Here is a 24,687-nt window from a genome sequence, read left to right as displayed (position 1 = left end):
GGTTTCCCTAGTATTTCTCCTGGTGGCGCGGACGGGACCAACTCCCCCGCGCCACGGGACACATGGTCCGCCGACAGGCCGTGAGCGAAAGGAACTCCCATGGGGAGCGCGCAGGAGAAGGACGAGTTGTACGCCCTCGACATCTCGGACGTCGAGTGGATCGGCGCCCCCGGCACGAGCCCGGACGAGGAGCGCGTCGAGATCGCCCACCTGCCGGGCGGTGCCGTCGCCATGCGGTCCTCGCTGGACCACGGCACCGTGCTGCGCTACACGGAGGCGGAGTGGACGGCCTTCGTGCTCGGCGCGCGGGACGGCGAGTTCGACCTGCGCTGAGTCCGCGGGCCCGTCCGCCGGAGGCGGGGCCCGTGACGAACCGGCGGTCGGGTGCCCGTGATCGGGCGCGTGGCCGCCGGTTCGTCACGTCACCCGTTCGGGCGGGCACCGAGGCGGGCACGGGGGGAGCGAAGTGGCGCGGATGATGTGCCCTTGCCCCCTTCCATACCGTTTCGCCCGGGGCGGTTCCTCACGCTCCGCCGCACCGGCGTCACCCTGGCCCCGCTCCGGGCCGGAGGGACGGCCTCCGGGGGAGGACGGGCCTGCCGCGGCGGCGTCGGGGGCGTTTAGGGTGGGTGGGGGCGCGGCGGAGTATCCCTCGGAACGGTCGCCGGGTCCGAGGGGAGAGCCGGTCCGACCGGCAGCGAACGGTGGCCCCGACGCACGACGGCACAAGGGTGCTCGACCACACCAGGAGGCAAAGTGAACGGCGATCGGGACGACATCCGCGGGGGCTGGAACGTGCCCGCCGACGAGTCCGACGCGGATCCCGCCGAGATGACGGGTGAGTTCACCATCGACTACACCCCGCCGGCCTGGTACACGCAGAACGCGCCGGGCGGTTCGGGCGACGGCGGTGTCACTCCCCCGCCGCCGACGGGTGCGCCGGTCCCGGTGCCCGGGGTGCCCCCGGGCGGCTTCCAGCCCGGCTGGACGCACAACCCGCCGCCCGTCCCCGGTCAGGTCCCCGGTCAGCAGCCTCCCGCGCCCGGTCCGTACGGGGCGTACGGCTCCGAGGCCGGCGCTCCCGGTACGCCGGCCGTGCCGCCCGCCCACCCGGCGTCCGCCCACCCGGCGCCCGCGCCCGGCCAGGTCCCGGGCCAGTTCCCCGGACAGCAGGCCCCCGCGCCGCACGGCGGGTACGGCCCCGGCGCCCCCGGCGCTCCCGCCCACCCCGCGTCCGCGCCCGTGCCGCCCCCGGCTCCCGTCCAGGCCCCGGCCCCCGGCGCGCCCTTCGGCGGCGGTGACGTGGACAGCGGCGCCACCATGCGCTTCAACCCGGCGGCGCAGCCGGTACCCGGCCCCGCGCCCGCCCCGGCGTCCGACCCGGCGTCCGACCCGTCGGCGGGCCCCCTCCCCGGGTCCCCGGAGGCCGCGGGCCTGGCCCGCGCGGACGTCCCCCCGGTCCCGGCCGCCGACGATCCGGTCCCCGCCCCCGAGGCGGAGGAGACCGCGGCGGAGCCCGAGAACGGAACCGGTCTCGACGCCGAGAGCGAGACCGGGAGCGAGACCGAGGTCGAGGCGGAGGCGGAGGCGGAGATCGAGCCCGAGGCCGGCACCGAGAGCCGGTCCGAGGCCGAGGGCGGCGCGGCCGCCGGTACGGACGCGGCCCCGGAGGGCCATGAGGAGGAGGCCGGGGCGCCCGTCACCGAGGACGCTCCCGCCGACGCCGTCCCCGCCGCCGCGCCGCTGCCCGCCGAGGGCGCCCCGGCCGACGCGAGCGCCGCGCCCGGCGCGCTGCCGCCGCTGCCGCCGGACTTCCCGCCCGCCTCGCCCGAGGGCCCGGCCCAGCCGGCCCCGGGGGCCGCGCCGCAGTGGCCCGGGCAGCCGGTGGCCGCCGCGCCAGGAGCCGTACCCCCGCAGGGCGGGTACGGGTACCCGCAGGCGCCGGGTGCGCCCGGCCTCCCGCCGCAGGCCCAGGCCCCGGTCCCCGGCCCCACCCCGCCCGCCGGCTACGGCTACCCGCAGCCCCCGGCCGCCGGGTACGGCTACCCGCACCCGGGGCAGCCCCAGCCCCAGCCGGCCGCTCCGGCGCCCGCCGGGGAGCAGCCGCCCGCCGGCTACGGCCTCCCGCCGCAGGCCCCGGTGCCGGGCGGTTACGGCTACCCGCAGGGCCCCGGCGCACCCGGTGTGCCCGGTACGCCCGGCGAGGTGCCGCCGCAGGGTCCGGAGGGGTACGGCTACCCGCCGGGCGGCGTCGACCCGCGGACCGGGGCGGCCTGGCCGCAGTCGGTCACGCACGACCAGCGCGAGCGGTCCGTGCCGGGCGCCCCGCTCGGATACACGGCCGCCGTCGAGCTCTCCTCCGACCGGCTGCTGCGCAACAACAAGCAGAAGCCGAAGTCGAGCCGGAACCCGGGCTCCGCCTCCCGCTTCAAGCTGGGCGGCAAGAAGGAGGAGCAGGAGCGGCAGCGGAAGCTGGACCTGATCCGCACGCCCGTCCTCTCCTGCTACCGGATCGCGGTCATCTCGCTCAAGGGCGGCGTCGGCAAGACCACGACGACCACCGCGCTCGGCGCGACCCTGGCCACCGAGCGGCAGGACAAGATCCTGGCGATCGACGCCAACCCGGACGCCGGCACGCTCGGCCGCCGGGTCCGGCGCGAGACCGGGGCGACCATCCGCGACCTGGTGCAGGCGATCCCGTACCTCAACTCGTACATGGACATCCGCCGGTTCACCTCGCAGGCGCCGTCCGGCCTGGAGATCATCGCCAACGACGTGGACCCCGCCGTCTCCACGACCTTCAACGACGAGGACTACCGGCGGGCGATCGACGTCCTCGGCAAGCAGTACCCGGTGATCCTCACCGACTCCGGCACGGGCCTGCTCTACAGCGCCATGCGCGGGGTGCTCGACCTCGCCGACCAGCTGATCATCATCTCCACGCCCTCCGTGGACGGCGCCTCCAGCGCCTCGACGACGCTGGACTGGCTGTCGGCGCACGGCTACGCGGACCTGGTGCAGCGCTCGATCACGGTCATCTCGGGGGTCCGCGAGACCGGCAAGATGATCAAGGTCGAGGACATCGTGCAGCACTTCCGCACCCGCTGCCGCGGGGTGATCGTGGTGCCCTTCGACGAGCACCTCGCGGCCGGCGCCGAGGTGGACCTCGACATGATGCGGCCCAAGACCCGGGAGGCGTACTTCGACCTCTCGGCGATGGTGGCCGAGGACTTCGCGCGGGCGCAGCAGGCGCAGGGCCTGTGGACCGGTGACGGCCAGGGCGGCCTGCCGCCGCACATGGCCCCGCCGATGCCGGGCCAGTACGCCCCCGGCCAGTACGCCCCGGGCCAGCCCGGCCAGCCGATGCCGGGTCAGCCGATGCCCGGTCAGCCGATGCCCGGTCAGCCGTACGGCGCTCCGCCCGCGCCGGGCCAGCCGTACTCCGGCCAGCCGTACTCCGGGCAGCCGGTGCCGGGCCAGCCGGTGCCGGGCCAGCCGGCGCCCGGGCAGTACGCCCCCGGGCAGCAGCCTCAGCCTCCGGTGCCGGGGCAGCCCGGACAGCCGTACCCGCCGCAGGCGCAGCCGTACCCGCAGCCGGGCCAGCCGCCGGTGCCGGGTCAGCCCGGGCAGCCGATGCCGGGGCAAGCCGGATATCCCGGACAGCCGTACGGGCAGCCGCCCTACCCGCCGGCGGCGACTTCCGGCCAGCCCGGGCAGCCGGGGCAGCCTCCGCAGCCGTACGGGCAGCCGCCCGCCGCGGGGCAGCCGTTCGGTCAGCCGCTGCCTCCGCAGGCGCCGCCGCAGGCTCCTCCGCAGGCGCCGCCAGCCCCTCAGCAGTAAGGCGTCACAGGAGTAGACCAATGAGGCTCCGTACCGGTTCACCGGTACGGAGCCTCTTCGCATTCCCGCAGCCCACACGGGGTTTGAGTCATCGTTGACGACGGCAGACCACCGCTGATACATCTTCGCTTCACTTGACGTCAGCCCAAGATCCACGACTCCACGACAGCCCCGACGCGAGGTCACGTCCCATGGTCATGGTCACGAAGGTCCCCTCCCGCCCACTCCCCCGCCGGCCTCGCCGGGCCGCCCGTCTGCTGCTCGCCGCCGGTCTCACCACCGCCTCGCTCGCGGCCCTTCCCGCCACCACCGCCGCCGCCGAGGACGAGAAGTCCGGCGGTACGACGCTCACGGTGGCCGTCTCGCAGAGCATCGACTCGCTCAGCCCGTTCCTGGCGCAGAAGCTCACCTCGACCAGCATCCACCGGCTGGCCTACGAGTACCTCACCAACTACGACGCGAAGGACGCCAGGACCGTCCCGGCCTTCGCGACCGAGTGGTCCGCCTCGGCGGACAAGCTGACGTGGACGTACAGGATCCGCGAGGACTCCACCTGGTCCGACGGCAAGCCGGCCACCGCCGAGGACGCGGCCTGGACCTTCAACAAGATGATGACCGACCCGAACGCGGCCACCGCCAACGGCAGCTTCACGGCCAACTTCGAGAAGGTCACCGCCCCCGACCCACGCACCCTCGTCATCAAGCTGAAGAAGCCGCAGGCGACGATGACCGCGCTGGACGTGCCGATCGTGCCGAAGCACGTGTGGGAGAAGGTCGGCGACTTCTCGAAGTTCAACAACGACCAGCAGTTCCCGATCGTCGGCAACGGCCCCTTCGTCATCACCGACTTCAAGGTCGACCAGTACGTCAAGCTCAAGCCGAACAAGAAGTTCTGGCGGGGCGCCCCCAAGTTCGACGAGCTGGTCTTCAAGTACTACAAGGACGGGGACGCGGCCGTCGCCGCCCTCCAGAAGGGCGAGGTCTCCTTCGTCCCGAACCTGACGCCCGCCCAGGCCGCGGCGCTGAAGACGCAGAAGGACATCAAGGTCAACGACGCCCCCGGGCGCCGCTTCTACGCGCTCGCCACCAACCCCGGCGCCCGCGCCCAGGACGGCAAGACCTTCGGCAACGGCCACCCGGCCCTCCTCGACCCGGCCGTGCGCAAGGCGCTCTTCCTCTCCGTCGACCGCGCCACCCTCGTCGACAAGGTCTTCCAGGGGCACGCCGTCGAGGGCGAGGGGTACATCCCGCCCCGCTTCGGCTCGTACTTCTGGAAGCCCGGGGGCGCCCAGAAGCGCGGCTACGACCCGGCCGCCGCCGCGAAGGCCCTCGACGACGCCGGCTACCGGAAGAACGGCGAGGGCAAGCGGCTCGGCAAGGACGGCAAGCCGCTCGTCTTCCGGATCCTCTGCCACGCCACCGACCCCAACGACAAGGCGGTCGGCAAGTACCTCCAGGAGTGGTGGGGCGCCCTCGGCATCGGCCTGACCGTCGAGTGCCTGGACAGCGTCTCCGACCCCTGGGCCAAGGGCGACTACGACCTCGCCTTCGACGGCTGGTCCGTCAACCCCGACCCGGACTACGTCCTGTCCATCCACACCTGCGGCACCCTCCCGGCCACCCCGAAGGACACCGGCGCCACCGACAACTTCATCTGCGACGAGGAGTTCGACGCCCTCTACGCCCAGCAGGCGGTGGAGTACGACACCGCCAAGCGGGCGGAGCTGGTCAAGCGGATGCAGTCCCGGCTGTACGACACGGGGTACATGAACGTCATGGCCTACCCGAACGCCCTGGAGGCGTACCGCACCGACCAGATCGCTTCCATCACCACCATGCCCGAGGCGGCCGGGAACCTGTGGGGGCAGGACGGCTACTGGAGCTGGTGGTCCGCCGTCCCCGCGGCCTCCGCGTCCGGCTCCGGCGACGGCTCCGGCTCCTCCTCGACCGGGCTCCTGATCGGCGTCGGGGCGGCCGTGGTCGTCGTCGCCGGCGGGCTCGTGCTCTTCCGGATGCGCCGGCGCGCCACCGCCGACGACCGCGAGTAGCGATGACGACGGCAAGCACCCCCGCCGGCGTGGCGCGGGCCGAGGAGGCCCGCGCCACGGACGGTGCGTCCCGCACCGGCGTCGCCTCCGGCTATCTCCGCCACGCGGCGGGGAAGCTGGGCGGCGCGCTCGTCTCCCTCCTCGCCGTGCTGGTCACCAGCTTCTTCCTCTTCCGGATCATCCCCGGTGACCCGGTGAAGGCGATGACCCACGGCGTCCCCACCTCGGCCGAGCAACTGGCCACCCTGCGAAGCCAGTTCGGCCTCGACCTGCCGCTGTGGCAGCAGTTCACCGACTACTGCGCCAAGGCGCTCACCGGCGACCTCGGCACCTCCTTCCAGTTCCGCGCCCCGGTCGGCGAGCTGATCGCGGCGAAGCTCCCGGCGACGCTGCTGCTCACCGGGGTCGCCGTGGTGCTCTACTCGGCCCTCGGACTGTGGCTCGGCACCCGCTCGGCGTGGCGGCACGGCGGCCTCGGCGACCGGGTGAACACCGGCCTCGCGCTCACCCTGTGGTCGGTGCCGTCGTTCTGGCTCGGGCTGCTGCTCATCATCGTCTTCTCGGTGGGCACGGGCCCGGTCCCGGGCCTCTTCCCGACCGGCGGCATGGAGTCGGGCGCCGGGGAGACCGGCTTCGCGTACGTCCTCGACGTCGCCCACCACCTCGTCCTGCCGGTGGTGACGCTGGTCGCGGTCGGCTACGCCCAGACGCTCCTGGTGATGCGGTCCTCGCTCCTCGACGAGATGGGCGGCGACTACCTGACGACGGCCCGGGCGAAGGGCCTCAAGGACGACGACGTGCGGCGCCGGCACGCGGTGCCGAACACGCTGCTGCCGACCGTCACCATGGTCTTCATCAACCTGGGCCACGTGGCGGCCGGTTCCATCCTGGTCGAGACGGTCTTCTCCTGGCCGGGCCTCGGGGGCCTCTTCTACCAGGCGCTCAGCGTGCCCGACCTGCCGCTCGTCCAGGGCCTGTTCGTCGTCTTCGCCGGAGCGATGATCCTGATGAACCTCCTCGCCGACCTGCTCTATCCGCTGCTCGACCCCCGGGTGGGCCGATGACCTCTCTCGCATGGGAGCGCCGCAAGGGCTCCGCGGCGCGCTTCTGGAAGGCGTACCGGAGCCACCGGGGGGGCCTGTACGGGCTCGCCGGGCTCGCCCTGATCGCCCTGCTCGCGCTCACCGCCCCGTGGACCGTCGGCGCCGACGTGCAGTCGGTGACGAACGCGCCCGGTACGGCCCTGGAGGCGCCGAGCGCTGAATTCCCGCTCGGCACCGACCAGTTCGGTCGCCCGCTGCTCGGACTGCTGGTCTGGGGCGCCCGGATCTCGCTGCTCGTGGGGCTGCTGGCGGCGACGCTGTCGGTCGCGATCGGCACCCTCGTCGGCATCCTCGCCGGCCACTACGGCGGCTGGCTCTCCACCGTCGTCATGCGGATCACCGACTGGTTCCTGGTGATGCCGGCGCTGGTCCTGGCGATCGTGCTGGCGACCGTGCTGTCCCGGTCGATGTGGACAGTGGTGCTCGCCATCGGCGTCACCTCGTGGCCGACGACCGCGCGGCTGGTGCGGGCCCAGACGATCGCCGTCGAGTCCCGCCCGTACATCGAGCGGGCCACCGCGCTCGGCGGCGGCCACCGGCACGTCATGGCCCGGCACGTGCTGCCGAACGTGATGCCGCTGGTCCTCGCGCAGACCACGCTCGGCATCTCGACGGCGATCCTCACCGAGGCCACCCTGGCCTTCCTGGGGCTCGGCGACCCGACCGTGGTGTCGTGGGGCGGCATGCTCCAGGACGCCCGGGAGGCGGGCGCGGTCTCCTCCGGGCACTGGTGGTACCTCGCCCCGCCCGGGATCGCGATCGCGCTGGTCGCACTCGCCTTCACGCTCTGCGGCCGGGCCGTCGAGTCCGTGCTCAACCCGAGGCTGGGGGTGGGGCGGTGAGCCTCCTGGAGATCAGGGACCTGCGGGTCACGTACGGCTCGGGGGCCGGGGCCGTGCCCGCCGTGCGCGGGGTCGACCTCCGTCTGGAGGCCGGGTCGAAGCTGGGGGTGGCCGGCGAGTCCGGCTGCGGCAAGTCGACGCTGGCGCTCGCGCTGCTGCGGCTGCTGCCCGCGACCGCCCGGCTGGACGGGGAGATCCTCCTCGACGGGGAGGACGTCCTCGCCATGAAGTGGGGGCGGCTGCGGGCGGTCCGCTGGGCGGGCGCCTCGATCGTCTTCCAGGGCGCGATGCACTCGCTGAACGCGGTGCGCCGGATCGGCGACCAGATCGCCGAACCGCTCCTGGTGCACAGGCGGGCCACCCCGGCGAAGGCCCGCGAGCGGGTCGCCGCCCTCCTCGAACAGGTCGGCCTCCCGGCCTCCCGGGCCGCCGGCTATCCGCACGAGCTCTCCGGCGGGCAGCGCCAGCGGGTGATGATCGCGATGGCGCTCGCCTGCGAGCCGCGCCTGATCGTCGCCGACGAGCCGACCACCGCGCTCGACGTGATGATCCAGGCGCAGATCCTGCGGCTGATCGAGCGGCTCGTCGCCGAGGAGTCCATCGGGCTGATGATGATCAGCCACGACCTGGCCGTCCTCGCCGACACCTGCGACCGGCTCGCCGTCATGTACGCGGGCCGGATCGTCGAGGAGGGCCCGGCCGGCGAGGTGTACCGCTCGGCCGTCCACCCCTACGGGCGGGCGCTGTCCTCGGCCTTCCCCCGGATCGGGGACCCGGCCTCGCGGCGGGCGCCGCGAGGCCTGCCCGGCGACCCGCCGGACCCGGCGGCGCTGCCGGACGGCTGCTCCTTCCACCCCCGCTGCCCGGTGGCGGTGGCGGAGTGCGCCTCGGACGACCAGGAACTGCGGGTGGCGGGCGCCGGGCGCCGGGCCGCCTGCGTCCACGTGGGAAGGGAGAGCGGATGACGAGCCGACCGCTGCTCGCCGCGAGCGGCGTGCAGGTCACCTTCCCCGGCCGGCGGGGCGCACCGCCCGCCCGGGCCGTCGACGGGGTGGACCTGGAGATCGGCGCGGGCGAGATCGTGGCCCTGGTCGGCGAGTCCGGCTGCGGCAAGACGACCCTGGCGCGGACCCTGCTCGGCCTGGTGCGGCCGGGGGCCGGCGCGGTCTCCTTCGCCGGGGAACCCCTCGCGTACACCTCCGGGGCGCTCAAGGCGTACCGCCGGCGCGCCCAGCTGGTCCTCCAGGACCCCAGCGGCTCCCTCAACCCCCGGCACACCGTGTACGACGCGGTCGCCGAGGGGCTGCGGATCCACCGGGTCCACCGGAGCGGGGCGGACGAGCGCGCGGCGGTCGCGGAGGCGCTGGCCAGGGCCGGGCTGCGGCCGCCCGAGCGGTTCTTCCTGCGCTACCCCCACGAGCTGTCCGGCGGCCAGCGCCAGCGGGTCGTGATCGCGGGGGCGCTCGCCCTGGAGCCCGAACTCATCGTCGCGGACGAGCCGGTGGCCTCCCTGGACGCGTCGGTGCGCGGCGAGATCCTGGCCCTGCTGCTCCGGCTGCGCGACGAGCTCGGGCTCTCCGCCCTGGTGGTGACGCACGACCTGGGCCTCGCCTGGAACATCGCGGACCGGGTGGCGGTGATGTACCTGGGGCGGGTGGTGGAGACGGGCCCGGTGGAGTCGGTGCTGACGGCGCCCCGCCATCCGTACACCCGGGCGCTCCTGTCGGTGCTCCCCGAGTCGCAGACGCCCCCGGTGGTGCTGGCCGGCGAACCGCCCGACCCGGCGCGGATCCCGTCCGGCTGCCGCTTCCACGCCCGCTGCCACGTGCTGGCCTCGGGCGAGGCGGAGCAGGTCGCCGACCGGTGCCGGACGGAGCCGCTGCCGGTCCTGCGCGCGGGCGGCGGGGAGCGGGGAGTGGCCTGCCACTGGGCGGTGACCCGGGACGACGGCTGAGGCCGGGGCCGTACGGGGAACCGCCCGGCGACCCCGGGGGGGCGGCGGGTCGCCGGGCGGTGGTGCGGGGGGTGCGGCTCAGCCCGCGGGCTTCACGGCGGCGGGAGCGGCCGCGGCGGCCTGGTCCGCGGGGGCGGCCGGGGCCACCGGAGCGGCGGGCTTCGCACCCGTCGGCCCGGCACCCGGCGGCTTCGCGCCGGCGGGCTTCGCCGGGGCGGCCTTCGGCAGGATCTCGCAGGCGCTGATCGAGGTGCGGGTCGAGACCGACTTCAGGGTGCAGGTGTCCTTCCCGACGCCCGCGTCGACCGAGCCCCAGTGCGGGCCGACCGTGAGGACCGCGCCGCCGGTTCCGCTGATCGTGTCGTCCCCGGGGCCCGCCTGGATGAGGCCGCCGGACTCGGGGCCGAGGGCGGCGGCCTCGATGGTGTCGTTCTCGCTGCCGCCGAGCACCCGGCCGGAGAAGTCGACGGTGCCGACCTTGATGGTGTCGGCGCCGTCGTTGCCGGTGACGATCCCGCCGCCCCGGTTGTACTTGCCGGGGGCGCCGCTCACCGAGCCGGTGGTGATCCTGTCGTCGCCGTCGTCGCCGTGCACGACGGCCCCGTGCTCGGCGCCCTCGCCGGAGACGGTGGCGACCTTGATGACGTCGTTGCCGCGGTTGCCCCGGACCATGCTGGAGGCGTTCTGCGGCACCAGGTGCTTGGCGCGGATGACGTCGTCGCCGTCGCCGCCCATGACGGCCGAGTCGATGACCAGTCCGCGCACCTCGATCATGTCGTTGCCGCCGCCGCCCCAGACGGTGACGTTCTCCAGGTCGCTGTCGCAGAAGATGTGGTCGTCGTCCGGGGTGCCGCTGACCACCTCTCCCGGCGGGGCGGACACGCCGTTGACCCAGCACTGGTGCATCGGCACCCGGGCCCCGCCGGGGGCCGCGGCCTGGGCGGGCGCCCCGGCGAACGAGGCGGCGGCCGCTCCGGCGAGCAGCGCGGCGAGCGCCGCGGGGCCGCGGCGGCGGCGGGAGGGCGGTGTGGGGGGCATACGACTCTCCTTGGCGGTACGGGGCGGGCCCCGCCCGGCGCACCGGGCGGGGAGGGCGGAACGGACGGGGGACGGACGCGGGGGCGGAACGGGCGGGAGGCCCGGCGCCCGGACCTGGGCGCGGGCGCAGGCTCCGCCCAGACCTCGGCCCGGGCGGAGACTCCCCGCCCAGACCTCGGCCGGGCGGGGCGGCTCCGCGCTCAGGCCTTGGTGCGGGCCGGCTGGAAGCGCGGCGAGTAGCCGACGATCCGGCGGGCGCCCAGCGGCGGTTCCGCCGGGTGGACGGCGGTGGTCCAGCGGCCCAGGCACATCTCGGCGGTGATGCCGGGGCCGAAGCCGGCGAGGATGCCGCGGGCGCCCTCCGGCGCTCCGCCCTCGTCGAAGAGCCGCCGGACCGCGTCGAGGACGACGGCGCTGGCGATGTTGCCGTACTCCGTGAGCGTCGCCCGGCTGAACCGGAAGGCGTCCGGGGGCACTTCGAGGAAGCGGCTGAGGTCGTCGAGGATCCGCGGCCCGCCCGCGTGGATGATGTAGAAGTCGAGCTCCCCCGCGTCCCAGCCGTGCGCGCCGGCGACCTCGCGGAGCGCGGGCGCCAGCGGCTCCATCGTGGTGGGCACCCGCTTGTCGAGCAGGAAGTGGAAGCCGGTCTCGCGGACGCTGTAGGCGATCCAGTCCTCGGTGTCGGGCACCAGGTGGGAGTGGTTGCGCTCCAGCGCGATGCCGGTGCCGCCCCGGCCGCGGACCACGGCGGCGGCGACGGCGTCGCCGAAGAGGCCGTTGGAGAGCAGCGAGCCGACGCCGAGGTCGGTGGGCTGGTAGCAGAGCGAGCAGAACTCGCAGGCCACGATGAGGACGTTGGCGTCCGGGTAGGCGGTGCAGAAGTCGTGCGCCCGGTTGATCGCGGCGCCGCCGGCCGCGCAGCCGAGCTGGGCGATGGGCAGCTGCCGGGTGTGGCTGGGGAAGCCCATGGTGTTGATCATCCACGCGGTGAGCGAGGGCATCATGAAGCCCGTGCACGACACGTAGACGATCATGTCGATGTCCGCCGCGCGCAGCCCGGCGTGACCGAGGGCCTCCTCGACGACGGCGGGCACCCTGGCCTTCGCCTCGGCCTCGTACAGCTCGTTGCGTTCCTGGAAGCCGGGGTGTTCCAGGGTCTTCTCGATGGGTTGCACGATGTGCCGCTTGGCGACCCCCGTGTTGCCGATCAGGCGCAGCGCCAGGGGCAGTTGGGGATGGCCGGCATGGTGCGTCCGGGCGAGGTCGAGCGTCTCCTCCATCGTGATCACGTGCTCCGGTACGGACACGGCGGGCTTGCACAGGGTCACCACGACACTCGCTCCTTCGTCTCGATCGTGTGAACTGCCGCCCACACTCACCCGGTGACCGGGAGCCCGCAACCGCGAGGGCGAGAGCGCGCCCACGGAGCGTGACGGTGCGGCGGGGGCCGGGTTCCGCCGTACGAGGGGCTGTCGCCGTCCCGGCGTGTCGCGCCCCTCCTCCGCCGGGAACAGCCACCGCATGACCTCCGAACCCCTGACCTCCGAGCCCCCGTCGCCGGGGGACGGCGCCTGCCCGGTGACGGGCGCGCCGGCCGGCCCCGCCCGCACCTGGGCCGTGGACGACCTGCCCGCCCTCGACTTCGACCCGCTCCTGGCCGATCTGCTGGCGAAGGAGCCGGTCGCCCGGATCAGCCTGCCGTTCGCCGCGGAGAACGAGGCGTGGCTGGTGACCCGGTACGCCGACGTGCGGGCCGTCACCTCCGACCCGCGGTTCAGCCGGACGGCCCTGCTCGACCGCCAGGTCACCACGATGACCGGCCACATGGTGGCCTCGAAGGCGGCCCTGAACTACGCCGACCCGCCGTACCACACCCGGCTGCGCAAGGCGGTGACCAAGACCTTCACCGGCCGGGGGACGCAGCGCCTGCGGCCCCTCGCCCAGGCGTCCTGCGACCGGCTCCTGGACGCGATGGAGGCGGCGGGCCGGCCCGCCGACCTGATGGCGCACCTGCACGGGCCGCTGCCGATGGCGGTCGTCTGCGACCTGCTTGGCATCCCCGAGGAGGACCGGGCCGAGCTGGCCTCCTGGCCGGACCTGATCCTCTCCTCGGGCCCCGGCCCGGAGAGCAGCCGCGCCGCCAAGGCGCAGATCCACGGCTATGTCACCCGGCTGCTCGACCGCCGCATGGCCGAGCCCCGGGACGATCTGGCCGGGGAGCTGGCCGAGGCGCTGGCGGAGGGCAGGCTCGGCGCGGACGAGGCGGTCTCGCTCGCCATGGCGGTCCTGATCAGCGGCGCCCACGCGGTCCGCAACAACAGCGCCAACATGGTCTACGTGCTGCTCACCCGGCCGGACCTGCTGGCCCGGCTGCGGGCGGAGCCGGAGCTGCTGCCGCAGGCGGTGGACGAGCTGCTGCGCTGGATCCCGCACCGCAACGGCGTGGGCCTGCCCCGGATCGCGACCGAGGACGTCGAGGTCGGCGGGGTGGTGATCCGGGCGGGCGAGGCGGTGTACGCCTCCTACCTGACGGCCAACCGGGACCCGGAGGTCTTCCCGGACCCGGACGTCCTCGACTTCGACCGGACCGGCACCGGGCACCTCTCCTTCGGCCACGGGCCGCACCACTGCATGGGCGCGATGCTGACCCGGATGGAGTCCGAGGTGATGCTCGCGACGCTGCTGGCCCGCTACCCGGACCTGCGGCTCGCGGGACGGCCCGAGGACGTGGTCTTCCAGTCCAGGGGCCTGATCCGCGGCCCGCGGGAGCTGTACGTCACCTGGTGACGGTCACTGCCCCGCGGTGTCGTACTCGGCCGTCAGCGCCCGGCACTTGTCGACGTCGGCGGCCATCGCCACCAGCAGGTCGTCGAGGGTGTCGAACTTGAGCATGCCGCGCACGTAGGCGAGGAAGTCGACGGTGACGTGGAGGCCGTACAGGTCGAGGCCCTCGCGGTCGATCGCGTACGCCTCCACGGTCCGTTCGGTGCCGTCGAACTGCGGGTTGGTGCCGACGGAGATCGCCGCCGGCATCCGCTCGCCGTCCGCGGTCAGCCAGCCGGCGTAGACGCCGTCGGCGGGGATCGCGGTGTGCGGCAGGGTCTCCACGTTGGCCGTGGGGAAGCCCAGTTCGCGGCCGCGCTGCGCGCCGCGCACGACGATGCCCTCGACGCGGTGCGGCCGGCCGAGGATCTCGGCGGCGCCCGTCATGTCGCCCTCGGCGACCAGCCGGCGGGTGAGGGTGGAGGAGAAGGGCTGTCCGCCGCCGGCGGTGCCGCTCACGTACAGGTCGATCACCTCGACCTCGTAGTCGTAGGTGGCGCCCAGCTCGGTGAGGAAGGCGACGTTGCCCGCGGCGCGGTGGCCGAAGCGGAAGTTGGGGCCCTCGATGACGGCCCGGGCGTGCAGCTTGTCGACGAGCACCTTGACGATGAAGTCGGCCGGCGACAGCTGCGAGAACTCGGCGGTGAACGGCAGGACGAGGACCGCGTCCACGCCCAGTTCGGCCATCAGCTCGGCGCGCCGGTGGTGCGGGGCGAGCAGCGGCGGGTGGCTGCCGGGGCGCACCACCTCGGAGGGGTGCGGGTCGAAGGTGACCACGACGGTGGGGACGCCGAGCTCGCGGGCGCGCTCCACGGCCCGCCCGATGATCAGCTGGTGCCCGCGGTGCACACCGTCGTAGGAGCCGATGGTGACGACGCTGCGCCCCCAGTCCTGGGGGATGTCCTCCAAGCCACGCCAGCGCTGCACTGTGACCGCTCCTCGTCCGCCTGTTCGCCCTGTGCGCCCATTACGCAGGTCTAAGACTGCCATGCCCGCGCCCGTCGGTTCGCATCGGCATGGACAGTGCCGGGTGCGCGCGGCGCGGGCACGGTCTCCGTGAGCAGCGCGGCGAAGGCCGGGTGGTCGGCGGCGAGGACGGCGAGCAGCCGGTCGCGGCGGGCCGCGCCGCCGGGGTCGCGGGCGTAGAGGGCGGCGGTACGGGTGAGCAGGGCGCGGTTGCGCGGGAGCGAGCGGCGGGCGGCGCCCTCGGCGGCGGCGGTCAGCAGCGCGTCCGCCACGGCGAGGTCGCCCGGCCCGGCCGCGTAGGTCTCGTGGTCGAGGAGGACGTCGAGGAGTTCGGCCCGCAGGTGGCGGGAGGCGCCGGTGCCGGGGGCGGCGAGGACCGGCGCGAGGGCGCGCCGGACGGCAGGGGGCCGGCCGTGGATCAGTCCGACGACCAGCGGGAAGAGCACGGCGCGCGCGGTCGGCCCCTCCTCGAACCGCAGGTCGGCGTAGGCGGCGGCGTGGTCGGCGCCCTCGGGGTGGCGGGCCACGTACTCCCGGACGAGGGCGGCGATGCGGCGGGTGAGCGCGGGCGTGTCGACGGCGGCGAGGGCCCGCAGCACGCCGGCCGGGTCCCGGCCCTCGTCCAGCCGCTCCCGGAGCGCGTCGAGGACGGCCTCCGGGTCGTGGGCCAGCGCCCCGGCGAGCGCGTCGGCCGGCACCCGGGGGTCGGCGAGGGCGCGGGTCAGGTACGGGCCCCTGGTCTGCGGGTCGCGCAGGAGGATGCCGAGGGCGGCGCCGTGCAGCCTCCGGTCGTCGGCCCGGGCGAGCAGCGCGCACGCGGCGTACCGCAGCAGCTCGCGGTCCTGGCCGTCGGGCCCGCGGGCGGCGAGCAGGGTGCCGTGGACGGCGGCGGCGACCCGGCGCTCCGGCCGTCCGTCGTCGTGCGCCCAGCGGTCCACCGCCCGGCAGAGTGCCGCCGGCTCGTCGTCGGCTAGCGCGCCGAGCAGCCCCTCGGCGAGCGGGTGCGCGGTGGCGACCAGCGCCTCGCAGAGGTCGTCGGCGGCGGCCCCCCGGTGGGCGTGCAGCAGCTCCTGGGCGAGGCGGGCGACGGTGGTGTACGGCCGCGAGCGCAGCGTCCGGCCGTCGGTGAACCAGCGGCAGAGCAGCGGCTGGGTGCCCCGGGGCTCGGCGGCCAGCAGTTCCTCGACGACGGCGAGGAAGGGGGCCGGTCCCGCGGTGGCGGGCGGGTCGGAGGTGACCAGGCGGCGGAGGAGGTCGAACCGCTCGTCCTCGCCGACGGCGAGTTCCCGCCACCAGTCCGGTCCGAAGGCGGCGAAGCCCCCCGTCGGGCCGGGGCCCGCCCCCATCCGGTCGGCGAGCCGGCGCAGCACGGCCAGGTAGGGCCGCGGGTCGCCGACGCCGGCCAGGGTCCGGGCGAGCAGCCCGCTCCCCCACCACACCGCGTCCTCGGGCGTGTCGTCCCCGCAGCGCGCCAGTGCGTCGACGAGCCGGGTGAGGCGGGGCGCGAGGGCGGCGGGTCCGCCCTCCCGGTGCGCCAGCAGAAGGGCCTGGAGGACGGTCCCGATCCGGTGGCGGGGCACCCGGGGGTCCTCCTCGAAGCCCGCCGCGTCCGGGTCCGGGGCCGTCGCGTCCGGGTCCGGACCGGGATCGGGGTTCGCGTCCGGCCCGGGGTCCGCGTCCGCGTCCGCGGCCGCGGGCGGCCGTCCGGACGGCTCCGGGTCGTCCGGCGGGGCGTCCGCGGTCCAGCGGTGGACGAGGGCGTGCAGGGCGGTGTCGAGGTCCAGGTGGGCGGCCTGGAGCCAGTCGGCCAGCTCCTCGTGGGCGAAGCGGTAGCCGGCTCCGGCCGGGACGAGCAGGCCCTCGGTGAGGACGGCGGAGGCCCAGCCGTCCCGCCACGGGAAGAGCTCCTCGAAGGAGGTCCGGTCGAGGAGGCCGTGGCCGGGGCCGAGGCAGCGCCGGGCGGCCTCGTGGACCTGGCCGGTGACCCGGGCTGCGAGCCGGCGGACGGCGGAGCCGCCGGGCAGGGGGCGGGTGCCCGCGGCGATCCGCACGGCGATCCGCAGGCACATCAGGTCCAGGTGGGCGGTGAAGATCTCGGCCCGGCCGGGGCGGCCCGGCACCTCGCCGGGCAGCGCGGCCCGCACCTCGGCGAGCAGCCGCAGGGCGAGCGGGTGCCGGGCGTCCGCCGGGTCGAGGTCCTCGGCCCGGAGGCCGTACCCCCGGCGCACCGCCCCGGCCTCGGCCTCGCTGAGGTCGCCGAGCGGCAGGACGGCGGGCGGGGCGCTCCACAGGGCCGCCGTCCGCTCGGCGTGCTCGGGGCGGCAGGCGAGGGCGAGGCGGACGCCGTGGGCGCGCAGCCAGCGCTCGGTGGCGCCGGTCCAGCCGGCGAGCCGGCGGGCGAGCGGCGGGGGCGTCTCCTCGGGGCCGTCGAGCACGACGAGGAGCGGCCGTCCGGCCTCCCGGGCGAGCGCGGCGGCCCGCTCGGCGGTCACGGGGTCGCCCGCCTCCCCGGAGGCGGCGGCGATCCGCGCGGCCTGGTGCAGGATCCGCCCGACGGCCTCGGCGAGCGACGCGTCGTCCTCCCGCAGGTCGGCGCCGCGCAGCCGGACGGTCGGCGCGGGCGCGGCGCCCCGGGCCCGCTCCTCGCAGACCGCGCCGAGCAGGGTGGTGCGCCCGCTGCCGGGCTCGCCGACGACGGCGAGGACGGGGACGTCCCCTTCGCCGGCGGCGAAGCCGCTCAGGGTGCGCAGGGCGGCCGGGCGGGCGACGGGGGCGGGCCAGGGGGACGGCTCGCCGGGCGGGAGGGCGGTGGGGGCGGTGAGTTCGAGGAGGGCGGCGAGGTTGAGGTCGGGGCCGTACGCGGGGAGGGTGGCGGCGTTGCGGCGCAGGAGCTCGCCGAGGGGGCCGTCCGGACGGATCGGGACGGCGTGTCCGGCGGCGCGCGGGTCGCCCTGGAGGGCGGTGCCGACGACGCCGAGGACGGTGCCGGTGACGCGGTCGAGGACGGGTCCGCCGGCGGCCGGGCCGCCGAGCCGCAGCGCTTCCGCGCCCTGGGTGCCGATGGCGAGTTCGAGGGCGTCGGCGAGGACGTGGAAGCGGTCGGTGGCGGTGTACGTGACGGTGGCGGGGCCGAGGACGCGGGCCTCGCGCCAGCCGTGCGCGTCGACCCGGACGTAGGTGCCGGGGGCGACGGCGGCGCGGGTGGCGAGGGGCAGCGGGGGGACGCCGAGGCCCTCGGTGCGGATCAGGGCGAGCCCCTGCTCGGGGAGGGGCGTGATCGCCCCGGCCTCGGCGAGCCAGGTCCGCTCGCCGGGGGCGTGCAGGACGACGCGCGTCAGCCCGTCGACGGCCTCGTGGCTGGTGACGAGGGTGCCCTCGTGGTCGGCGAGGAATCCGGTGCCGCGCGGCCGGCCCGCCAGATCGCAGATGCGCACCAGCCCCACCGGCTCCGCCAGGTCCCCGCGTCCCATGGTGTGGAGGGTAGGTCGGCGCCGGTCACCGGAGCGTGCCGAACGGCGAAGGCGCCCCCTCGCACTCCCCCGGTTCACTCCGAGCGCTTCCCCGATGGGGTGAAGAAACGCGAAAGGGCGGGCGCGCCGCGCGCACCCGCCCTTTCGCTCCGTCCGGCGGTCCGGCCGGAGACGGCTCGGCCGCGAAGGCCTCAGCCGAAGACGGCCAGGCTCTTCGCCTTGCCCCGCTGGTCCTCCACCAGGGCGAGCAGCTTCCCGTCCGGCCCGAAGACCGCGACCGCCCCCTTGGGGTAGGCCGGCATCTCCAGGCGCACGCCGTTGAGCAGCAGCCGGGCCCGCTTCTCGTCGACGTCCCAGCGCGGGAACGCCGCCTCCGCGGCCTCGGCGACCGGCATCACGGTCAGCTCCTCCTGGAGCTGGTCGAGGGTCCGGGCGCTGTCCAGCTTGTACGGGCCGACCCGGGTGCGCCGGAGCGCGGTGAGGTGCCCGCCGACGCCGAGTCCGGCGCCGAGGTCCCGGGCCAGCGCCCGGATGTACGTACCGGAGGAGCAGACCACCGAGACGACCAGGTCGACGACGGCGGTGCCGTCCTCGGCCGTCGCCTCGCGCACGTCGTACACCCGGAAGGAGGAGACGGTCACCGGCCGGGCCGGGATCTCGAACTCCTCGCCGCCGCGCACGCGCGCGTAGGACCGCTTGCCGTCGATCTTGATCGCGGAGACCTTCGACGGCACCTGCATGATGGCGCCGGTCAGCTCCGCGACCCCCGCGTCGATCTGCTCGCGGGTGACCTTCGACGCGTCGACCGACGCCGTGATCTCGCCCTCGGCGTCGTCGGTGATTGTGGTCTGGCCCAGGCGGATGGTGCCCAGGTACTCCTTCTCGGTCAGCGCGAGGTGACCGAGGAGCTTGGTGGCCCGCTCCACGCCGAGGACGAGGACGCCCGTGGCCATGGGGTCGAGCGTGCCGGCGTGGCCGACGCGGCGGGTCTTCGCGATCCCGCGCATCTTGGCGACGACGTCGTGCGAGGTGAAGCCCGACGGCTTGTCCACGATGACAAGGCCGTCGGGGGCCTGGATCTTGTCGCTCATTCGGCGGTGTCGTCCTCGCCCGGCTTCTTGTAGGGGTCCGCTTCGCCCGCGAAGGCGGCGCCCGAGGACGCCTCCCGCACCTGGGCGTCGGAGGCCCGCGCCTTGTCGAGGAGGTCCTCGATGGTCCGGGCGTTCTCCGGGAGGGCGTCGGCCACGAAGGCCAGGGTGGGGGTGAACTTGGTCCCCGCCGCCCGGCCCACGGCCGAACGGAGGATGCCCTTGGCGCTCTCCAGGCCGGCCGCGGCGCTCGCCCGGTCCTCGTCGTCGCCGTAGACCGTGTAGAAGACCGTGGCCTCCCGCAGGTCACCGGTGACGCGGGTGTCCGTGATGGTCACGTGCGTACCCAGGCGCGGGTCCTTGATGCCGCGCTGCAGCTTCTCGGCGACCACCTCCCGGATGAGGTCCGCCAGCTTCTTCGCCCGCGCGTTGTCGGCCACTGGTCCGTCTCCTTCTTTGCCTTGCGATCAGTCTTCATCAGTGTGGAGCCTGCGGCGCACCGACAGCAGCTCCACCTCGGGCCGGGCGGCCACCAGCCGCTCGCACCGGTCCAGGACGCCGTTGAGGTGTCCGAGGTCCCCCGACACCATCGCGACGCCGATCTCGGCCCGCCGGTGGAGGTTCTGGCCGCTCACCTCCGCCACGCTCACGGAGAACTTCCGCTGGAGCTCGGCGACGATCGGCTTCACGAGGGAGCGTTTCTCCTTGAGCGAATGGACGTCGCCGAGGAGCAGGTCGAAGGACAGGGTCCCCACATACATGTGTGTCCGGATGTCCCGCCGGTTCGGGGTCAGTGGCCCCGCCGGCCATTGGGCGGGGACACCGAAACCGTACACGGAACGGCCGGGGCCGATCGACGGAATATCTCCCGCCGACCGGCCCCGGCATTTCACCGCGTGTTACGCGCGCGGCTTCTCGCGCATCTCGTACGTCGCGATGACGTCGTCGATCTTGATGTCGTTGTAGTTTCCGAGGTTGATACCGCCCTCGAAGCCTTCACGAATCTCGGTGACGTCGTCCTTGAAGCGGCGCAGACCGTGGATGGTGAGGTCCTCGGCGATGACCTTGCCGTCGCGGAGGAGTCGCGCCTTGGTGTTGCGCTTGACCTCGCCCGAGCGGATGAGGACACCGGCGATGTTGCCCAGCTTGGACGAGCGGAAGACCTCGCGGATCTCCGCCGTGCCGAGCTCGACCTCTTCGTACTCCGGCTTGAGGAGGCCCTTGAGCGCCGCCTCGATCTCCTCGATCGCCTGGTAGATGACCGAGTAGTACCGGACGTCGACGCCCTCGCGCTCCGCCATCTGCGCGGCACGGCCGGCCGCACGGACGTTGTAGCCGATGACGATGGCGTCGGAGCCCATGGCCAGGTCGATGTCCGACTCGGTGACCGCACCCACACCGCGGTGCAGGACGCGGATGTCGACCTCTTCGCCGACGTCGAGCTGGAGCAGCGAGGCCTCCAGGGCCTCGACCGCACCGGACGCGTCGCCCTTGATGATGAGGTTGAGTTCCTGGACGAGACCGGCCTTGAGCACCTTGTCGAGGTCCTCGAGGGACACCCGGCGGACGCGCTTGGCGAAGGCGGCGTTGCGCTCACGCGCGGCGCGCTTCTCGGCGATCTGACGCGCCGTACGGTCCTCGTCGACCACCAGGAGGTTGTCGCCGGCACCCGGCACGTTGGTGAGACCGAGCACCAGGACGGGAGTCGACGGGGCCGCCTCCTCCACGTTGTTGCCCTTGTCGTCGAGCATCGCCCGGACGCGGCCGTACGCGTCGCCGACCACCACGGTGTCGCCGATGCGCAGCGTTCCGCGCTGGACCAGGACCGTCGAGACGGCGCCGCGACCGCGGTCGAGGTGCGACTCGATGGCGATGCCCTGCGCGTCCTGGTTCGGGTTGGCCCGCAGGTCGAGCGAGGCGTCGGCGGTGAGGATCACGGCCTCCAGCAGGGAGTCGATGTGCAGACCCTGCTTGGCGGAGATGTCGACGAACATCGTGTCGCCGCCGTACTCCTCGGCCACCAGACCGAACTCGGTCAGCTGACCGCGGACCTTGACCGGGTCCGCGCCCTCGACGTCGATCTTGTTGACCGCGACGACGATCGGGACGCCGGCGGCCTTGGCGTGGTTGAGCGCCTCGATCGTCTGCGGCATGACGCCGTCGTTGGCCGCGACCACGAGGATCGCGATGTCGGTCGACTTCGCACCACGGGCACGCATGGCGGTGAACGCCTCGTGACCCGGGGTGTCGATGAAGGTGATGCGACGCTCTTCGCCGTTGACCTCGGTACCGACCTGGTAGGCACCGATGTGCTGGGTGATGCCACCGGCCTCGCCCGCGACGACGTTCGTCTTGCGGATCGCGTCGAGGAGCCGGGTCTTACCGTGGTCGACGTGACCCATGACGGTGACGACCGGCGGACGGGAGACCAGGGCCTCTTCGCCGCCCTCGTCCTCGCCGAACTCGATGTCGAAGGACTCGAGGAGCTCGCGGTCCTCCTCCTCCGGCGAGACGATCTGAACGGTGTAGTTCATCTCCTCGCCGAGCATCGTCAGCGTGTCGTCGGAGACGGACTGCGTGGCCGTGACCATCTCACCGAGGTTCATCATCACCGCGACGAGCGACGCCGGGTTGGCGCCGATCTTCTCGGCGAAGTCGGTGAGGGACGCGCCGCGCGACAGGCGAATGGTGTCGCCGTTGCCGCGGGGCAGCATCACGCCGCCCACGGACGGGGCCTGCATGGCCTCGTACTCCTGGCGCCTCTGCCGCTTCGACTTGCGACCGCGACGCGCGGGACCGCCGGGACGGCCGAAGGCGCCCTGCGTGCCACCACGGCCACCCGGGCCGCCGGGACGGCCGCCGAAGCCGCCGGGACGGCCGCCGAAGCCGCCACCGCCGCCGGGACCACCCGGACGACCGCCGCCGCCACCACCGGGACCGCCGGGACGGCCGGCGAAGCCGCCGCCGCCACCACCGGGACCGGCCGGACGACCGGCGAAGCCGGGACGACCGCCGCCGCCACCGCCGGGACCGCCCGGACGACCGCCGGGGCCACCGGGGCCACGACCGCCGGGGCCGGGACGCGGGCCGGCAGCGGGACGCTGCGGCATCATGCCCGGGTTCGGACGGTTACCGCCGGGGGCGCCGCCGGGACGGGGAGCCTGCGGACGGGGCATGCCACCGGGGGTCGGACGGGCGCCGCCCTGGCCCTGCGGGCGCGGGGCGCCGCCGGGGCCGCCCTGCGGACGCGGGGCGCCCGGAACGGCACCGGGGCCGCCGGGACGCGGGGCACCGCCACCGGGACGGGGCGTCTGCGGACGCGCCATGCCGGTGGAGCCGCCGGAGGTGAAGGGGTTGTTGCCCGGACGCGGGCCGGCCGGACGCGGGGCGCCCGGACGCGGGGCCTGCTGGCCGGGACGGGGGGCCTGCTGGCCACCCGGACGCGGGCCGGACTGGCCCGGACGGGCACCGGCGGCCGGGCGCTGCCCGGACGGGGCACCACCGGGACGCTGACCGGCGGCCGGGGTCGCCGGAGCGGCCGGCGGCGCGGTGAACTCCGGGTTGGTCGGAGCCGGGGCGGCCGGCGCCGGCTTCGGCGCGGGAGCCGCGGGCCTCGGGCCCGGGGTCGGACGCGAGCCCGAGGGGGCCGGCGTCACGGGCTTCTCGGCCGCCGCGGGCTTGGGCGCCGGGGTGGGCGCGCCAGGCTTCGGGGCGGCGGGACGCGCGGCAGCGGGCGCCGAGGGCGCCGGCGCGGCCGGCTTGGGGGAGGGCGCCGCCTTGCGGGGCGCGCCGGGCTTGGCAGCGGTCTTGCCGGCGGAACCGCCGGGACCCTGCAAAGCGTCAGTCAACTTGCGCACGACCGGCGCCTCGATCGTCGAGGACGCCGAACGGACGAATTCACCGAGTTCCTGGAGCTTGGCCATGACGACCTTGCTCTCTACTCCGAACTCCTTGGCGAGTTCGTATACCCGGACCTTAGCCACATCGCTCCTTTATAGGTCCGGTTACCGCCGGACCGTCGCTACTTCATGGGCGTACTCATCGCGTACTCATCGAGTGCTCATCGCAATCTCGACCTACTTCCGACTCGCGAGGTACCTGACCGCACGGTGTTCCGTGCCGTACTTCCTGTTCACTGCGGTGCCGCCTGCGCGGCCTGCTCGACGTACTCCCGCAGCACCGCCGTGTCGAGCGGTCCCGGGACCCTGAAGGCCCTCGGGAACGCCCGGCGGCGGACCGACAGGTCGAGACAGTGCGAGGCGGGGTGCACGTACGCACCCCGGCCGGGCAGCGTACCGCGATGATCGGGGACGCACTCGTCCTTGATCACCACGATCCGCAGCAGATCGCTCTTGGCCGCTCGCTCCCGGCATCCCACACAGGTTCGCTCAGGGCACGCGCGGGCATGCGTCCGGCCAGACACAGTTAAGTCTACCTCCCCGTACCGACCTCACCCGTTTGGGGCAAAAATCGAACAGCTGTTGGCCAAAAACGATCTCAGCCTTGTGGCCGAGCCGCTCAGCGCTCCTCGCCCGGAACCTCGGTGTCCGGCCGGATGTCGATGCGCCAGCCGGTGAGCCGCGCGGCCAGGCGGGCGTTCTGCCCCTCCTTGCCGATGGCCAGCGAGAGCTGGTAGTCGGGGACCGTCACCCGGGCGGACCGGGCGGCGGCGTCGACGACCTCGACCCTGGACACCCGGGCCGGGGAGAGCGCGTTCGCCACCATCTCGGCCGGGTCGTCCGACCAGTCGACGATGTCGATCTTCTCGCCGAGCAGCTCCGCCATCACGTTCCGGACACGGCTGCCCATGGGCCCGATGCAGGCGCCCTTGGCGTTCAGGCCCGAACGGGTGGAACGGACCGCGATCTTGGTGCGGTGACCCGCCTCGCGCGCGATGGCGGAGATCTCGACGGAACCGTCGGCGATCTCCGGCACCTCCAGCGCGAAGAGCTTCTTCACCAGGTTGGGGTGGGTGCGCGAGAGGGTGACGGACGGACCGCGGACGCCCTTGGCCACGCGGACCACGTAGGTGCGCAGCCGCAGACCGTGCGTGTACTCCTCGCCCGGCACCTGCTCCTGCACCGGAAGGATGGCCTCCAGCTTGTCGTCCAGCTTGACCAGGACGTTCTTCGGGTCCTTGCCCTGCTGCACCACGCCGGCGACGACATCGCCCTCGCGGCGGGCGTACTCGCCGAAGGTCACGTCGTTCTCGGCGTCGCGCAGCCGCTGCTGGATGACCTGGCGGGCGGTGCTCGCCGCGATGCGGCCGAAGTCCGACGGGGTGTCGTCGAACTCCTTGGGCTCCTGCCCCTCCTCCAGGTCGGCCGGGTCCTCCTCGGCCCACACCGTCACGTGCCCGGTGTGCCGGTCCAGCTCCACGCGCGCGTGGCGGTGGGGGGACGGGGTGCGGTGGTACGCGATGAGGAGGGCCGACTCGATCGCCTCGACCAGCATCTCGAAGGAGATTTCCTTCTCCTGTGCCAAGCCCTTCAGGAGCTTCACGTCGATGTCCACG

General features: G+C 74.6%; 18 protein-coding genes. 8 read left to right on the top strand and 10 right to left on the bottom strand.

The window, feature by feature from the left end; genetic code table 11:
• Window positions 1-99: 99 nt before the first annotated feature.
• From ACF1ED_RS30410 to ACF1ED_RS30380, 7 genes are all read left to right on the top strand, one after another.
• Window positions 100-333: a DUF397 domain-containing protein gene (locus ACF1ED_RS30410; protein ID WP_031014159.1), complete on the top strand. Its 234-nt coding sequence runs from the start codon at window positions 100-102 to the stop codon at window positions 331-333.
• A gap of 423 nt (window positions 334-756) precedes the next feature.
• Window positions 757-3,840, top strand: coding sequence for an SCO5717 family growth-regulating ATPase (locus ACF1ED_RS30405; protein ID WP_391765850.1), 3,084 nt, complete (start codon window positions 757-759; stop codon window positions 3,838-3,840).
• Between the two features lie 197 nt (window positions 3,841-4,037).
• Entirely contained in the window at window positions 4,038-5,888 is a 1,851-nt protein-coding gene (locus tag ACF1ED_RS30400; RefSeq protein ID WP_391765904.1) for an ABC transporter substrate-binding protein, read from the top strand.
• A 2-nt stretch (window positions 5,889-5,890) separates the two neighbouring features.
• Complete coding sequence (locus ACF1ED_RS30395; protein ID WP_391765848.1) at window positions 5,891-6,952, top strand: ABC transporter permease; 1,062 nt, start codon at window positions 5,891-5,893, stop codon at window positions 6,950-6,952.
• On the top strand, window positions 6,949-7,833 hold the full coding sequence (locus ACF1ED_RS30390; RefSeq protein ID WP_391765846.1) for an ABC transporter permease: 885 nt from the start codon (window positions 6,949-6,951) through the stop codon (window positions 7,831-7,833). Before ACF1ED_RS30395 ends, ACF1ED_RS30390 begins: the two co-directional genes overlap by 4 nt.
• Complete coding sequence (locus ACF1ED_RS30385; protein ID WP_391765844.1) at window positions 7,830-8,798, top strand: ABC transporter ATP-binding protein; 969 nt, start codon at window positions 7,830-7,832, stop codon at window positions 8,796-8,798. Before ACF1ED_RS30390 ends, ACF1ED_RS30385 begins: the two co-directional genes overlap by 4 nt.
• On the top strand, window positions 8,795-9,787 hold the full coding sequence (locus ACF1ED_RS30380; RefSeq protein WP_391765842.1) for an oligopeptide/dipeptide ABC transporter ATP-binding protein: 993 nt from the start codon (window positions 8,795-8,797) through the stop codon (window positions 9,785-9,787). The genes ACF1ED_RS30385 and ACF1ED_RS30380 overlap by 4 nt, the downstream gene beginning before the upstream one ends.
• A gap of 78 nt (window positions 9,788-9,865) precedes the next feature.
• Here ACF1ED_RS30380 and ACF1ED_RS30375 read toward each other — a convergent pair whose 3' ends face one another.
• Window positions 9,866-10,825, bottom strand: coding sequence for a hypothetical protein (locus ACF1ED_RS30375; protein ID WP_391765840.1), 960 nt, complete (start codon window positions 10,823-10,825; stop codon window positions 9,866-9,868).
• 200 nt (window positions 10,826-11,025) lie between these two features.
• A complete protein-coding gene (locus ACF1ED_RS30370) occupies window positions 11,026-12,156 on the bottom strand; it encodes a type III polyketide synthase (protein WP_391765839.1) in 1,131 nt (376 codons plus the stop codon).
• Window positions 12,157-12,346: 190 nt separating this feature from the next.
• On the opposite strand from ACF1ED_RS30370, the gene ACF1ED_RS30365 reads away from it, so the two are divergent.
• A complete protein-coding gene (locus ACF1ED_RS30365) occupies window positions 12,347-13,612 on the top strand; it encodes a cytochrome P450 (RefSeq protein ID WP_391765837.1) in 1,266 nt (421 codons plus the stop codon).
• Window positions 13,613-13,615: 3 nt separating this feature from the next.
• Here ACF1ED_RS30365 and ACF1ED_RS30360 read toward each other — a convergent pair whose 3' ends face one another.
• From ACF1ED_RS30360 to nusA, 8 genes are all read right to left on the bottom strand, one after another.
• Window positions 13,616-14,575, bottom strand: coding sequence for a bifunctional riboflavin kinase/FAD synthetase (locus tag ACF1ED_RS30360; protein ID WP_391765835.1), 960 nt, complete (start codon window positions 14,573-14,575; stop codon window positions 13,616-13,618).
• Window positions 14,576-14,625: 50 nt separating this feature from the next.
• Window positions 14,626-18,084 (bottom strand): trypsin-like peptidase domain-containing protein, encoded by a 3,459-nt coding sequence (locus ACF1ED_RS30355; protein WP_391765833.1) that lies wholly within the window; start codon window positions 18,082-18,084, stop codon window positions 14,626-14,628.
• 191 nt (window positions 18,085-18,275) lie between these two features.
• Window positions 18,276-19,175, bottom strand: coding sequence for a tRNA pseudouridine(55) synthase TruB (gene truB / locus ACF1ED_RS30350; protein WP_391765831.1), 900 nt, complete (start codon window positions 19,173-19,175; stop codon window positions 18,276-18,278).
• Window positions 19,172-19,612, bottom strand: a complete 441-nt coding sequence (gene rbfA / locus ACF1ED_RS30345) for a 30S ribosome-binding factor RbfA (RefSeq protein WP_043230195.1) — start codon at window positions 19,610-19,612, stop codon at window positions 19,172-19,174. The genes truB and rbfA overlap by 4 nt, the downstream gene beginning before the upstream one ends.
• A gap of 27 nt (window positions 19,613-19,639) precedes the next feature.
• The gene (locus ACF1ED_RS30340) at window positions 19,640-19,933 is read right to left on the bottom strand and encodes a DUF503 domain-containing protein (RefSeq protein ID WP_031008504.1); all 294 of its coding nucleotides are present in this window, start codon (window positions 19,931-19,933) and stop codon (window positions 19,640-19,642) included.
• Window positions 19,934-20,071: 138 nt separating this feature from the next.
• On the bottom strand, window positions 20,072-23,155 hold the full coding sequence (gene infB, locus ACF1ED_RS30335; RefSeq protein ID WP_391765828.1) for a translation initiation factor IF-2: 3,084 nt from the start codon (window positions 23,153-23,155) through the stop codon (window positions 20,072-20,074).
• A 149-nt stretch (window positions 23,156-23,304) separates the two neighbouring features.
• Window positions 23,305-23,595, bottom strand: a complete 291-nt coding sequence (locus tag ACF1ED_RS30330; RefSeq protein ID WP_391765826.1) for a YlxR family protein — start codon at window positions 23,593-23,595, stop codon at window positions 23,305-23,307.
• Window positions 23,596-23,690: 95 nt separating this feature from the next.
• The gene (gene nusA, locus ACF1ED_RS30325; protein WP_391765824.1) at window positions 23,691-24,686 is read right to left on the bottom strand and encodes a transcription termination factor NusA; all 996 of its coding nucleotides are present in this window, start codon (window positions 24,684-24,686) and stop codon (window positions 23,691-23,693) included.
• Window position 24,687 lies beyond the last annotated feature (1 nt).

The organism is Streptomyces sp. NPDC014656 (genome assembly GCF_043084305.1).
Lineage (GTDB): Bacteria > Actinomycetota > Actinomycetes > Streptomycetales > Streptomycetaceae > Streptomyces.
The sequence above is the reverse complement of the archived record's forward strand: the minus strand, read 5'-3'. Positions and strand labels throughout refer to the sequence as shown.

What these genes read in the sequence shown, in the direction of transcription:
- ACF1ED_RS30410 (WP_031014159.1), top strand. Translation starts at nt 100, where the DNA reads ATGGGGAGCGCGCAGGAGAAGGACGAGTTGTACGCCCTCGACATCTCG.
- ACF1ED_RS30400 (WP_391765904.1), top strand. Translation starts at nt 4,038, where the DNA reads ATGGTCACGAAGGTCCCCTCCCGCCCACTCCCCCGCCGGCCTCGCCGG.
- ACF1ED_RS30395 (WP_391765848.1), top strand. Translation starts at nt 5,891, where the DNA reads ATGACGACGGCAAGCACCCCCGCCGGCGTGGCGCGGGCCGAGGAGGCC.
- ACF1ED_RS30390 (WP_391765846.1), top strand. Translation starts at nt 6,949, where the DNA reads ATGACCTCTCTCGCATGGGAGCGCCGCAAGGGCTCCGCGGCGCGCTTC.
- ACF1ED_RS30380 (WP_391765842.1), top strand. Translation starts at nt 8,795, where the DNA reads ATGACGAGCCGACCGCTGCTCGCCGCGAGCGGCGTGCAGGTCACCTTC.
- ACF1ED_RS30375 (WP_391765840.1), bottom strand. Translation starts at nt 10,825, where the DNA reads ATGCCCCCCACACCGCCCTCCCGCCGCCGCCGCGGCCCCGCGGCGCTC.
- ACF1ED_RS30365 (WP_391765837.1), top strand. Translation starts at nt 12,347, where the DNA reads ATGACCTCCGAACCCCTGACCTCCGAGCCCCCGTCGCCGGGGGACGGC.
- ACF1ED_RS30355 (WP_391765833.1), bottom strand. Translation starts at nt 18,084, where the DNA reads ATGGGACGCGGGGACCTGGCGGAGCCGGTGGGGCTGGTGCGCATCTGC.
- truB (WP_391765831.1), bottom strand. Translation starts at nt 19,175, where the DNA reads ATGAGCGACAAGATCCAGGCCCCCGACGGCCTTGTCATCGTGGACAAG.
- ACF1ED_RS30340 (WP_031008504.1), bottom strand. Translation starts at nt 19,933, where the DNA reads ATGTATGTGGGGACCCTGTCCTTCGACCTGCTCCTCGGCGACGTCCAT.